Origin of the sequence: Stenotrophomonas sp. AN71 (assembly GCF_050435725.1) — a bacterium.
GTDB lineage: Bacteria > Pseudomonadota > Gammaproteobacteria > Xanthomonadales > Xanthomonadaceae > Stenotrophomonas.
Map to the genome: position 1 here is coordinate 1 of NZ_JBNDKU010000002.1, position 12761 is coordinate 12761.

Consider the following 12761-nt stretch of genomic DNA (forward strand, 5'->3'; position numbering starts at 1 on the left):
ACGCGGCGCACCTCGGGCCGTTCGGCGTGGTCGATCACCGCGATACCCGAGGAATCGTAACCACGGTACTCAAGCCGCTTCAGGCCCTCGATCAGTACCGGCACCACATCGCGATCGGCGATTGCACCCACGATTCCACACATGTCACGCGATTCCTTCAAGACGATCGGCGCATTCTAGCCTGCGTGTCCGGCCTCCCCCTCCTGTCCGCTTAATGAAAGTGTCCGGAAAGGTGTCCGCGGACACCCGGACACTCGAATGACTTCCCCAAAACATTGATCTGCAAGGAAATAAAGTTGGCACGCTACGTGCTTGGTATTTGGCACCACCGTCAGGCACGCACCCGATGATCCGCGACACTTCCGCACAGGACCAGATCGTTTCCTCCGCTCCGGCCGGCACCACCCGCGGCAGCTGGCAGCGCTATCGCTGGCCGGCGCTGGGCACCATCGCACTGCTGGCCGGTATCGGCTGGGCCGTGCATGCCTGGTCCAACGCCAGCCGTTCCTTCGACAGCAGCCGTGTGCGCATTGCCGAAGTGAAGCGTGGCGACCTGGTCCGTGACATCGCCGCCGACGGCCGGGTGATCGCTGCCAACAGCCCGGTGCTGTATGCGATCTCCGCCGGCACCGTGGACCTGAAGGTGGTGGCCGGCGACGTGGTCAAGAAGGGCCAGGAACTGGCGATCATCGACAGCCCCGAGCTGCGCAGCAAGCTGGCCCAGGAGCTGGCCACCCTGGCCGGCCTGGAGGCCGAGGCCAGCCGTGCGGCGCTGGACGCCACGCTGGCCCGCGCCAAGTCGCGCAAGGAAACCGACCAGGCCACCATCGAACGGCAGGCCGCCGATCGTGACCTGCAGCGCTACCAGCGCGGCTACGACGGCGGCGCGGTACCCCAGATCGACCTGGCCAAAGCCAAGGATTCGCTGAAGAAGGCCGATATCACGTTGGCCAACGCCACCACCGATGCACGTCTGCAGAGCCAGGGTGCCGACCTGGATGCCCGCAACAAGCGCCTGCTGGCTGATCGCCAGAAGGCAGTGGTAGCCGAAGTGCAACGCCAGGTCGACGCGTTGACCCTGCGCGCGCCGTTCGATGGCCAGGTCGGCCAGGTGCAGGCCATCCAGTCCACCAACCTGGCCGCCAACGCGCCGGTGCTGGGCGTGGTCGACCTGTCCAAGTTCGAGGTCGAGATCAAGGTGCCGGAAAGCTTTGCCCGCGACCTGGCGATCGGCATGCCGGCGCAGCTGACCGGCGGCAACGGCCAGCCGTTCCCGGGCGAGATCAGCGCGGTGTCGCCGGAAGTGGTCAACGGCGAGGTCAACGCCCGCGTGCGTTTCGCCAGCGCGCAGCCGGAAGGCCTGCGCCAGAGCCAGCGGATGTCGGTACGCGTGCTGCTCGATACCCGCAAGAACGTGCTGAAGGTCGAGCGCGGCCCGTTCGTCGAACAGGGCAACGGCGTGGCCTACGTGATGGATGGCCGCACTGCGGTGCGCCGCCCGCTGGAACTGGGCGCCAGCAGCCTGGGCGAGGTGGAAATCAAGTCGGGTGTGCAACCAGGCGACCGCATCGTGGTCTCCGGCAGCGACCTGTTCAAGGACGCCGAACGCGTCTCCGTCAACTGATACCTGATACCTGAATCCTGGAGAGAGGACACCCATGTACATGCTCGAAATGCGTTCGGTCGCCAAGGTCTTCCGCACCGAACAGGTGGAAACCCACGCGTTGCGCTCGCTGGAACTGCAGGTCAAGGAAGGCGAGTTCGTCGCCGTCACCGGCCCGTCCGGTTCCGGCAAGACCACCTTCCTCAACATCGCCGGCCTGCTGGAAACCTTCACCAGTGGCACCTATATGCTCGACGGCCAGGACGTGAGCACGCTGGGCGACGATGCCCGCAGCCGCATGCGCAACCAGAAGATCGGTTTCATCTTCCAGGGCTTCAACCTGATCCCCGACCTGAACCTGTTCGACAACGTCGACGTGCCGCTGCGCTACCGCAGGATGAGCGCCGGCGAACGCCGCGAGCGCATCGAGAAGGCACTGAGCCAGGTCGGCCTCGGCTCACGCATGAAGCATTACCCGAACGAACTGTCCGGCGGCCAGCAGCAGCGCGCGGCGATCGCGCGTGCCCTGGCGGGCAGCCCGCGCCTGCTGCTGGCCGACGAACCGACCGGCAACCTGGATACGCAGATGGCCCGCGGGGTGATGGAACTGCTGGAGGAAATCAACGCCGCCGGCACCACCATCGTCATGGTCACCCATGATCCGGAGCTGGCCGCGCGTGCGCAGCGCAACGTGCACATCGTCGACGGCCAGGTGACCGACCTGGTACGCGAGCCGGTGCTGGCCACGCCGCGCCACATCGTCGCCGTCAACGAGTGAGGGCCCGCCCATGTTCGCCTACTACGCCCGATTGGCGGTCCGCAGCTTCCGCCGCAACAAGGTACTGACCGCACTGATGGTGGTCGCCATCGCGCTCGGCATCGGTGCCTCGATGACCACGTTGACCGTATTCCACGTGCTGTCCGGCGATCCGATTCCCGGCAAGAGCGACCGACTGTTCTACGTGCAGCTCGACGCCGCGACCGGTGCCTACGTCGCCGGCGAAGAGCCGGAAACCCAGTTGACCCGCTTCGACGGTGAAGCACTGCTGCGCGAAGCCAAAGGCGAACGACAGGCGCTGATGAGTGGCGGCGGCGGCACCATCGAGCCGGACAACAGCACCCTCAAGCCCTTCAACATCGACACCCGCTGGACCTCGGCCGATTTCTTCCCGATGTTCGAGGTGCCCATGCAGTACGGCCGCCCCTGGACGCGCGCGGACGATGAAGGCCGTGCGCGCGTGGTGGTCATCTCCGAGGCGCTCAATGACAAGCTGTACCAGGGCGCCAACAGCGTGGGCCGCGACCTGCGCATGGAGGGCCAGAGTTACCGCATCGTCGGCGTGATGAAGGAATGGAGCCCGGAGCCGCACTTCTATGACCTGACCACGGGCAGCTACGGCAAGAACGAAGACCTGCTGCTGCCGATCTCCACCTCGTTCGACCTGAAGCTCGGCAACAACGGCAACATGAACTGCTTCGGCGAAAATCCCGACGGCAACAGCTACTCGCTCAATGCCCCCTGCGCCTGGCTGCAGTACTGGGTGGAGATGGACCCGGCCAAGGCCGGCGACTACCGCCGTTACCTGGAGAACTATTCGACCCAGCAGCGCGAGGCCGGCCGCTTCAAGCACCCGCCGAACGTGCGCCTGCGCACCGTGATGGAATGGCTGGACTTCAACGGCGCAGTGCCGAGCGACGTGCGCCTGCAGCTGTGGCTGGCGCTGGGCTTCCTCGGTGTCTGCCTGGTCAACACGGTAGGCCTGCTGCTGGCCAAGTTCCTGCGCCGCAGCGGTGAGATCGGCGTGCGCCGTGCCCTCGGCGCCAGCCGCGGCCAGATCTTCCTGCAGTGCCTGGTGGAAGCCGGCGCGGTCGGCGTGGTCGGTGGCGCGCTGGGCATCGGCCTGGCCCTGCTCGGCCTGTTCGCGGTGCGCCAGCAACCGGTGGAGTACGCCAAGCTGGCCCACCTGGACGGCAACATGCTGCTGCTCGCACTGGGCCTGACCCTGCTCGCCAGCCTCGCCGCCGGTTTCCTGCCCGCCTGGCGCGCCATGCAGGTCACTCCGGCCATCCAGCTCAAGTCGCAGTAAGCACCCGAACGAGGACTCCCATGGACATCCGCCCCATCCTCAGCACGCTGCGCCGGCACAAGACCGCTGCCGCCCTGATCGTGCTGGAAGTCGCACTGACCTGCGCCATCGTCTGCAACGCGCTGTTCCTGGTCAGCCAGCGCGTGGAGAAGATCAGCATGCCCAGCGGCATCACCGAGAATGAGCTGGTGATGCTGCGCGTCAGTGGCATCGGCAAGCAGACCGACGCCCTGGCGCGCACCCGCGAGGACCTGGCGTCGCTGCGTGCGATCCCCGGCGTCAGCAACGTCACCATCATCAACCAGGTTCCCTTCCGCAACGGCTCCTCCAGCAGCAGCATCTCGCGTCAAGTCGACCAGGAACGGCCGACCACCAATGCCTCGATGTACACCCTGTCCGAGAACGGGCTGGCCACGATGGGCATCAACCTGATCGCAGGCCGGGATTTCCTGCCCGACGAGTACCAGAACTTCGAAGACGTCAACAAGAGCGGCGCCAAGGAAAAGGCCATCCCCATCATCCTCACCCAGGCCACCGCGGCCAAGATGGAACCCAACGGCAGCGCGCTGGGCAAGACCTACTACATGGGCAAGCAACCGCTGCATGTGGTCGGCATCGTCGACACGCTCAGCACGCCCAATGGCTGGAGTGACAACTGGACCAACTCGATGCTGCTGCCGATCCGCAGCACCTTCGACAAAGGCGGCACGTATGTGCTGCGCACCTCGCCTGAACGTCGCCAGGAGGTGCTCGACGCCGGCGCCGCCGCGCTGGAACGCAACGACCCCAACCGCCTGATGCGCGACAAGCTGACCTATGAAGACCAGCGCAAGGATTTCTTCAAGAACGACCGCGCGATGGTCGGCCTGCTGATCACCGTCAGCATCTCGCTGCTGGTGGTCACCGCGCTGGGCATCATCGGCCTGGCCAGCTTCTGGGTGCAGCAGCGCAGCAAGCAGATCGGCATCCGCCGTGCGCTGGGCGCGACCCGTGGGCAGATCCTGCGCTACTTCCAGACCGAGAACTTCCTGCTGGCCACGCTGGGCATCGTGCTGGGCATGCTGGCCGCTTACGCGATCAACCTGGCACTGATGAACCTGTACGAGCTGCCGCGCATGCCGCTGTACTACCTGCCGCTGGGCGCGCTGCTGCTGTGGGTGCTGGGCCAGATCGCGGTGTTCGGGCCGGCCCGGCGTGCAGCGGCGGTGCCGCCCGCGGTCGCCACCCGAGGGGCATGAGATGCGCGCCTGCACGATGGTGTTGATGCTGCTTCTGCCACTGCCGGCACTGGCCGGCGGTGGCAGCGCGCAGACGCTGGAGTGGCGCCAGGACGATGCACGGCTGTCGTTGCGCTCGACCGAGGGCCAGGTGCATGTCGAGGCGGCGAAACCAGAAGCTCGCTTCGGCGTGCGCCGCGGTGACCGCATCCTGCGTGTGAACGACACCGCGGTGCGCCGGGTCGAGCACCTGACCGAGGCCCTGCGCCAGGCTACGGCGCCGACCGTGTACCTGTTGCTGCGGCGCGACAAGCGCGAACTGACCGTGCCGGTGGACGCGGCCGCCTGGCGCCTCGCACTGGTCGCACCGCCGCCTCCACCACCACCGCCGCCACCACCGCCCCTGCGCTGAGCATCGGCAGCCCCTGTACGGCCATCGGTTTGGCTATGCTTGATGGGTGGCGCCGGGCTCTCCCGGCGCATGGACACGAACGGCTCCATCGGCGCCGCCCATCCCTTTCTGCAGAACCGCTTGATGCCTGCGATCCTGATCATCGACGACAACGCCAGCGTGGGCACCGCGCTGGACGTGCTGTTCTCCCTGCATGACATCGACACCCTGCAGGCGCAGAGCCCGTCCGACGGGCTGGCGCTGCTCGAATCGCAGCCGGTCGACCTGGTCATCCAGGACATGAACTTCAGCGAGGACACCACCTCCGGTGAGGAAGGCGAAGCGCTGTTCGCCCAGATCCGCGCGCGCCATCCCGACCTGCCGGTGATCCTGCTTACCGCATGGACCCATCTGAGTAGTGCGGTGGACCTGGTCAAGGCCGGCGCCGCCGACTACCTGGCCAAGCCCTGGGACGACCGCAAGCTGCTGACCACGGTCAACAACCTGCTGGAACTGTCCGAGGCACGTCGCGAACTGGAGCGGCGCCGCAGCCGCGAGCTGCGCCAGCGCAATGCACTGGAAGAAAAATACGACCTGTGCGGCGCGGTGTTCGGCGATCCGGCCAGCGAGCGCGTGATCGCCCTGGCCTGCCAGGTCGCGCGTTCGGAGCTCCCGGTGCTGATCACCGGACCCAACGGCGCCGGCAAGGAAAAGATCGCACAGATCATCCAGGCCAATTCGCTGGTGGCCAAGGGTCCATTCGTCGCGGTCAACTGCGGCGCGCTGCCGTCGGAACTGATCGAGGCCGAATTGTTCGGGGCCGAGGCCGGTGCCTACACCGGCGCCAACAAGGCCCGCGAGGGCAAGTTCGAGGCCGCCGATGGCGGCACGCTGTTCCTGGATGAAATCGGCAACCTGTCGCTGGGCGGCCAGATGAAGCTGCTGCGCGTGCTGGAAACCGGGCGCTTCGAACGCCTGGGCTCCAATCGCGAACGCCAGGTCAAGGTGCGCGTGGTCAGCGCCACCAACGCCGACCTGCCGGCGATGATCCGCGACGGCACCTTCCGCGAAGATCTGTATTACCGCCTCAACACGGTGGAACTGGTGCTGCCACCGCTGGCCGAGCGCGCCGGTGACATCGTGCCCCTGGCCGAACGCTTCCTGGCCGCCGGCAAGCCGCTGTCCAGCGCCGCCGCCGCCGCACTGCAACGGCACCCATGGCCGGGCAACGTGCGCGAACTGCGCAACGTGATCCAGCGCGCCGAGCTGCTGGCCAGCGGCAACCGCATCGAAGTGGCCGACCTCAATCTGCCTCGCTCGACGGCGGCGGCGCGCCCCGCTCCCAGCACCGGCAATGATCCCGACCGCACGCGCATCGAGGACGTACTGGCCCGCAATCATGGCGTCATCGCCCAGGCCGCCGCCGAGCTGGGCCTGAGCCGGCAGGCACTGTACCGGCGCATGGACCGCCACGGCATTCCACGCGAATGAAACGTCGTTCGTTCACCTTCCGCCTGTTCCTGCGCCTGCTGCCGGTGCTGGCGCTGGCCGCCGCACTGCCGTGGCTGCTGGCGTACTGGATGGACCACGGCTGGGTCGTGACCGCCGTGTCGGCGCTGATCCTGCTGTCGCTGATGTGGTGGACCCTGCTCCGCGCGACTGCACCGGTGCGGTCACTGATGCGTGCACTGTCGGGCACCACCAGCAGCTACCGCGACGGCGAGTACAACTTCGGCGTGCACTGGCCGGGCAACGACGAGCTGGGCGATCTGGTACAGGCACATCGCGAGCTGGGCGATGTGCTGCGCGCACAGCGGCAGGGCCTGGTGCAGCGCGAGCTGCTGCTGGACACGATGGTGCAGAACACCCCGGTGGCGATGCTGCTGATCGCCTCTGGCGGCGATGGCATTGCCCGCGTGGTGTTCTCCAATCTCGCCGCGCGCAAGCTGCTGCACGGTGGATGGAAGCTGGAAGGCCAGCGCCTGGAGGACGTGCTGGAGCAGGTGCCTGTGGAGCTGCGCGATGCCATCGCACGCGGTGGCGACAGCCTGTTTGCAGTACGTGCCGAGGGTGAAGAGGGGCAGGAGGGCGATGAGGATGACGAGCAGGTCTACCACCTGTCGCGGCGCGCTTTCCAGCTCAATGGCCGTCCGCACGACCTGCTGCTGGTGCGCCTGCTCACCGCCGAACTGCGCCGCCAGGAAGTACAGACATGGAAAAAGGTGATCCGGGTCATCAGCCACGAACTCAACAATTCGCTGGCACCGATCGCCTCGCTGGCCCATTCCGGCGGCGTACTGGTGCAGCGCGAACGCTTCGACCGTTTGCCGGAGATCTTCACCACCATCGAGGACCGCGCGCGCCACCTTGAGGGTTTCATCCGCGGCTACGCGCGCTTTGCCAAGCTGCCGCAGCCACTGCTGCAGACCGTGCACTGGGCGCCGTTCCTGTCGAGTCTGCGCCAGCAGATTCCGTTCGGCATGGAGCACGAACCCGACGAGGAACTGAGCAGCCGCATCGACATCGCCCAGTTCGGGCAGGCGCTGCTGAACCTGTTGAAGAACGCACACGAGGCCTGCGCCGAAGCCGATCCGCCCAACGACGACGTGCAGGTACAACTGACGCGGCTGCCGCAATGGCTGCGCCTGGATGTGCTTGATCGCGGCAAGGGCATGAACGAGCAGGTGCTGCAGAACGCATTGATGCCGTTCTATTCGACCAAGCGCAACGGCACCGGCCTGGGCCTGGCACTGACCCGCGAAATCGTGGAGGCGCACGGCGGCCGGGTGTCGTTGCAGAACCGCGTCGACGGCGGATTGTGCGTGTCGATCCTGTTGCCGGCTGGTTGAACGGGCCGATCGAACCCCGGTAGTTACCGACCTTGCTCGGCCTGTCAGTAGATCCGCGCCATGCGTGGATATGCCGCCCTTGGTCGGCACGTTGGTAGATCCACGCCATGCGTGGATGTGCCGACCAAGGTCGGCACCTACCAGACCTGCCGCATCGCCACCCGCAGATGCATTGGGAACCCCAGCGCGGCTTCTTCGGCCATCACCGCCTGCAACCCTGCGCCCCATTCCGCTTCCGGCACCACGATGAATCCTTCGCTGGCATAGAAGGCCGCGTTCCACGGCACGTCGGACAAGGTGGTCAGCACAGCCGAGCGATAGCCACCTGCCCGGCCCTGCGCCAACGCGTGGCGCAACAATGCGCGCCCATGGCCTTGCCGCGCATGCGCAGGGTCCACGTCCATCTGCAGCACGTGGAATTCACCGTCCAGTTCGCCCGCCAGCAGATAGCCAGCGATGCTGCCTCCGGCCGCGTCGGCCACCCACAACTGCCGGCGTCGCAGCGCTTCGTGCAGGGCAGGCAGGTCCAGGCCATGACCGGCGAACACCGGATAGGCCTCATGGCCCTTCAACACTTCGCCGGCGCGCTGCTCGATACCCGGCAGCACGCCGAGTTCCCCGGCGTGCGGAATGCGGGGCTCAGGACTTCTTGAACGGGCGCTTCCAGCCATCGATCGTTTCCTGTCGTGCGCGTGCCAACGTCAGCTTGCCATCCGGCGCGTTGCGGGTAATGACCGAACCGGCGGCGATGGTCGCGCCATCGCCAATGGTCACCGGCGCCACCAGCGAACTGTTGGAGCCGATGAACGTGTTGTCACCGATGGTGGTGGTGAACTTGTTCACCCCGTCGTAGTTGCAGGTGATGGTGCCGGCGCCGATGTTCACCTTGCTGCCGATCACCGCATCGCCCAGGTAGGTCAGATGATTGGCCTTGCTGCCCACGCCCAGCGTGACCTTCTTGGTCTCGACGAAGTTGCCGACGTGCACGCCATCGGCCAGCACGGTGCCCGGTCGCAGGCGCGCGAACGGGCCGATCTGTGCGGCGCCTTCGGTGACCACGCCTTCCAGATCGCAATGCGCGCGCACTTCGGTGCCCGGCCCGAGGTTGACGTCCTTGAGGCGATTGAACGGACCGACGGTGACGCCGTCACCGAGCACGATGTTGCCTTCCAGCACAACGTCGACATCGATCAGCACGTCGCTGCCGACGGTGACGGTCCCGCGGATGTCCAGCCGCGCCGGATCACGCACGCGCGCGCCCTGCGCGCACAGCGCCCGCACCGCGCGACGCTGCCAGGCGCGCTCCAGCTGCGACAGCTGCCAAGGATCGTTTGCCCCTTCCGCTTCCTGCGCGTCGGCCACCAGCGCCATCTCGGCCGGGGTGTACTCATGGGCCGCGAAAGCGAACACGTCGGTGAGGTAGTACTCACCCTGTGCATTGCTGTTGGAAAGCTGGGACAGCCAGCGGCGCAGCGCGGTCGACTCGGCGGCGATGATGCCGGTATTGATCGTGCGCACCCGCAGCTGATCGTCGGTGGCATCCTTCTGCTCGACGATCGCGCCGACCTTGCCTTCGGCATCGCGCAGCACGCGACCATAGCCGCTAGGGTCATCGACCTCGGCCACCAGAACCGCCAACCGGCCCGGCTGCGCCAGCAGGTCACGCAAGGTCTGCGCGCGGATCAGCGGCACGTCGCCGTACAGCACCAGCACCTGCGCGGGATCGGGCACCTGCGGCATCGCCTGTGCGACCGCATGGCCGGTACCCAGCTGCTGCGCCTGCTCGGCCCACTGCAGGTCGGTCTGGTCGGCAAAATACTGCTGCACCGCTTCGCCACCATGGCCGTAGACCACATGGATGGCGGCCGGTTCCAGCTCACGGGCCGCAGCGATCACATGCGCCAGCATCGGCTGCCCGGCAATCGGCTGCAGCACCTTCGGCAACACCGACTTCATGCGCTTGCCGGCACCGGCGGCGAGGATGATGACGTGCAAGGCTTGGGTCATGGGCAGCAGTCCGTGGTTCGTTGCCGGTGATTCTAGAGTCTGGGCCGTTAACATGGGAGCCTGCCCACCCACTCCCCGATCATGAGCCTGCTCCGCCAGGGAAGCGCCTACCTCATCATCGGCGTGTTGCAACTGCTGCTCGACTGGGCAGTGTTCGTGCTCGTCACAGCCGCCGGCCTGCCGGTGGTACCCGGCAATCTCGCCGGGCGACTGGCCGGCATGCTGCTCGGCTTCTGGTTGAACGGGCGGATCACCTTCGCGACCGCCGATGGGCAGCAACGGCTGGGCTGGCGGCGCTTCGCGCGCTTCCTGCCACTGTGGCTGCTGCTCACCACCGCCAGCACGCTGCTGGTCGCCGTCGCCGATCACGCGCTGGGCCTGCAGTACGCGTGGCTGGCCAAGCCCTTGGTGGAAGGTGGCTTGGCCGTGGTGTCGTTCCTGCTGCTGCGGCATGTGGTCTACCGCTGACACGGCATCGGGAACGGTAGAGTCGACTGTTGGTCTACTGCTCTCCCACCAGTGCGCAAAATCCCGCGTTGCGCGCGATAGTCGACTCTACCCAATCGGCCCTACCCCCCCCAAAAAAAACGCCGGCACAGGGCCGGCGTTCTCGTGGATGCAGCGCGTGAACCTCAGTGCTTGAGGGTCTTGCGCAGGCGCTCCAGGGCCTGCAGCTGGACAACGGCTTCGGCCAGCTTCTGCTGGGCTTCAGCCACTTCCATCGCCTCACCGCGGTTGGCCAGGATGCGCTCGGCTTCTTCCTTGGCCTTGCGGACCGAGGCTTCGTCGATGTCCTGTGCGCGGATCGCGGTGTCGGCCAGCACGGTCACCACCTGCGGCTGCACTTCCAGGATGCCGCCGGAGATGGCGAAATCCAGCTGCTCGCCGTTCGGCGTGGTCACTACCACCTTGCCCGGCTTCAGGCGGGTGATCAGCGGCGCGTGCTTGGGCGCAATGCCCAGTTCGCCCAGCTCACCGGTGGCCACGACCAGGGTCGCTTCGCCACGGAAGATTTCCTGCTCGGCGCTGACGATGTCGCAACGGATGGTGCTCATGTAACTCTCTTCGCTAGGGGGCGGGTTGAACCCACCGCAGGGATTCCGCAGCGGTGGGCATCGGCCCACCCCGTGTCACGGTCGGGACGGGCGTGTGCCCGTCCCTGCCGCATCAGGCCTTCTCAGCCATCTTCTTGGCCTTCTCGACCGCTTCTTCGATGCCACCGACCATGTAGAACGCCTGCTCCGGCAGGTGGTCGTACTCGCCATCAACGATGGCCTTGAAGCCACGGATGGTGTCCTTCAGCGGCACGTACTTGCCCGGCGAGCCGGTGAACACTTCGGCCACGTGGAACGGCTGGCTGAAGAAGCGCTCGATCTTACGGGCGCGCGACACGGCCTGCTTGTCCTCTTCGGACAGCTCGTCCATGCCCAGGATCGCGATGATGTCCTTCAGTTCCTTGTACTTCTGCAGGGTCTGCTGGACGCGCTGGGCGGTGTCGTAGTGCTCGTGGCCGATGACCAGCGGGTCCATCTGGCGGCTGGTGGAATCCAGCGGATCGACGGCCGGGTAGATACCCAGCGAGGCGATCGAACGCGACAGGGTGACGGTCGAGTCCAGGTGGGCGAAGGTGGTCGCCGGCGACGGGTCGGTCAGGTCGTCCGCGGGAACGTAGACGGCCTGGATCGAGGTGATCGAACCATTCTTGGTCGAGGTGATGCGCTCCTGCAGGACGCCCATTTCCTCGGCCAGGGTCGGCTGGTAACCCACGGCCGACGGCATACGGCCCAGCAGTGCCGACACTTCGGTACCGGCCAGGGTGTAGCGGTAGATGTTGTCGACGAACAGCAGGACGTCCTTGCCCTTGCCATTTTCGTCCTTCTCATCGCGGAAGTACTCGGCCATGGTCAGGCCGGTCAGGGCGACGCGCAGGCGGTTGCCCGGCGGCTCGTTCATCTGGCCGTACACCATCGCCACCTTGTCCAGGACGTTGGAGTCCTTCATTTCGTGGTAGAAGTCGTTGCCCTCACGGGTACGCTCACCCACGCCGGCGAACACGGACAGACCGCTGTGCGCCTTGGCGATGTTGTTGATCAGTTCCATCATGTTGACGGTCTTGCCGACGCCGGCGCCGCCGAACAGGCCGACCTTGCCACCCTTGGCGAACGGGCACATCAGATCGATGACCTTGATGCCGGTTTCCAGCAGCTCGGTGGCCGGGGACTGGTCTTCGTACGACGGGGCCGCACGGTGGATTTCCCAGCTGTCGCTGGCGGCCACCGGGCCGGCTTCGTCGATCGGACGGCCGAGCACGTCCATGATGCGGCCCAGGGTGCCAGCGCCGACCGGCACGGAGATGCCGCGATCGGTGTTGGTGGCCACCAGGTTGCGCTTCAGGCCGTCGGTGGAACCGAGGGCGATGGTACGCACCACGCCGTCGCCCAGCTGCTGCTGGACTTCGAGGGTGATTTCGGTGTTGTCGACCTTCAGTGCGTCATACACCTTCGGCACCGACTCACGCGGGAATTCGACGTCGACGACCGCGCCGATGATCTGAACGATCTTGCCCTGACTCATTGCTGCATCCTCTAAATGTGTGCTTTGAACGAA

At 66.3% G+C, this 12761-nt stretch carries 12 protein-coding genes; 8 read left to right on the plus strand and 4 right to left on the minus strand.

The features are described 5' to 3' along the window. Nucleotides 1-346 precede the first annotated feature (346 nt). The 7 genes from ABH900_RS03720 to ABH900_RS03750 all read left to right on the plus strand — a co-directional run bounded on the left by ABH900_RS03720 (nucleotide 347) and on the right by ABH900_RS03750 (nucleotide 8147). On the plus strand, nucleotides 347-1624 hold the full coding sequence (locus ABH900_RS03720; protein WP_429621438.1) for an efflux RND transporter periplasmic adaptor subunit: 1278 nt from the start codon (nucleotides 347-349) through the stop codon (nucleotides 1622-1624). A 34-nt stretch (nucleotides 1625-1658) separates the two neighbouring features. After that, nucleotides 1659-2381, plus strand: a complete 723-nt coding sequence (locus ABH900_RS03725) for an ABC transporter ATP-binding protein (protein ID WP_429621440.1) — start codon at nucleotides 1659-1661, stop codon at nucleotides 2379-2381. A gap of 10 nt (nucleotides 2382-2391) precedes the next feature. Next, nucleotides 2392-3690, plus strand: coding sequence for an ABC transporter permease (locus ABH900_RS03730; protein WP_429621442.1), 1299 nt, complete (start codon nucleotides 2392-2394; stop codon nucleotides 3688-3690). A gap of 20 nt (nucleotides 3691-3710) precedes the next feature. Then, the gene (locus ABH900_RS03735) at nucleotides 3711-4928 is read left to right on the plus strand and encodes an ABC transporter permease (RefSeq protein ID WP_429621444.1); all 1218 of its coding nucleotides are present in this window, start codon (nucleotides 3711-3713) and stop codon (nucleotides 4926-4928) included. Between the two features lie 16 nt (nucleotides 4929-4944). Beyond that, complete coding sequence (locus ABH900_RS03740) at nucleotides 4945-5319, plus strand: PDZ domain-containing protein (protein WP_429621978.1); 375 nt, start codon at nucleotides 4945-4947, stop codon at nucleotides 5317-5319. Nucleotides 5320-5442: 123 nt separating this feature from the next. Then, nucleotides 5443-6789 carry a sigma-54-dependent transcriptional regulator gene (locus ABH900_RS03745; protein ID WP_429621446.1) on the plus strand — a complete coding sequence of 449 codons (1347 nt, stop codon included), beginning with the start codon at nucleotides 5443-5445 and terminating at the stop codon, nucleotides 6787-6789. Continuing rightward, nucleotides 6786-8147 (plus strand): sensor histidine kinase, encoded by a 1362-nt coding sequence (locus ABH900_RS03750; RefSeq protein ID WP_429621448.1) that lies wholly within the window; start codon nucleotides 6786-6788, stop codon nucleotides 8145-8147. Before ABH900_RS03745 ends, ABH900_RS03750 begins: the two co-directional genes overlap by 4 nt. 137 nt (nucleotides 8148-8284) lie before the next feature. On the opposite strand, the gene ABH900_RS03755 is transcribed toward ABH900_RS03750, so the two are convergent. Together ABH900_RS03755 and glmU are read right to left on the minus strand one after the other, a co-directional pair. Beyond that, complete coding sequence (locus tag ABH900_RS03755) at nucleotides 8285-8818, minus strand: GNAT family N-acetyltransferase (protein WP_429621450.1); 534 nt, start codon at nucleotides 8816-8818, stop codon at nucleotides 8285-8287. Continuing rightward, entirely contained in the window at nucleotides 8787-10154 is a 1368-nt protein-coding gene (glmU, locus tag ABH900_RS03760; protein WP_429621452.1) for a bifunctional UDP-N-acetylglucosamine diphosphorylase/glucosamine-1-phosphate N-acetyltransferase GlmU, read from the minus strand. Before glmU ends, ABH900_RS03755 begins: the two co-directional genes overlap by 32 nt. A gap of 81 nt (nucleotides 10155-10235) precedes the next feature. On the opposite strand from glmU, the gene ABH900_RS03765 reads away from it, so the two are divergent. Continuing rightward, the gene (locus ABH900_RS03765) at nucleotides 10236-10622 is read left to right on the plus strand and encodes a GtrA family protein (protein WP_429621454.1); all 387 of its coding nucleotides are present in this window, start codon (nucleotides 10236-10238) and stop codon (nucleotides 10620-10622) included. A gap of 164 nt (nucleotides 10623-10786) precedes the next feature. Here ABH900_RS03765 and ABH900_RS03770 read toward each other — a convergent pair whose 3' ends face one another. Then, the gene (locus ABH900_RS03770) at nucleotides 10787-11209 is read right to left on the minus strand and encodes a F0F1 ATP synthase subunit epsilon (protein ID WP_005411127.1); all 423 of its coding nucleotides are present in this window, start codon (nucleotides 11207-11209) and stop codon (nucleotides 10787-10789) included. Nucleotides 11210-11321: 112 nt separating this feature from the next. Then, on the minus strand, nucleotides 11322-12728 hold the full coding sequence (atpD, locus tag ABH900_RS03775; protein ID WP_032129045.1) for a F0F1 ATP synthase subunit beta: 1407 nt from the start codon (nucleotides 12726-12728) through the stop codon (nucleotides 11322-11324). Nucleotides 12729-12761 lie beyond the last annotated feature (33 nt).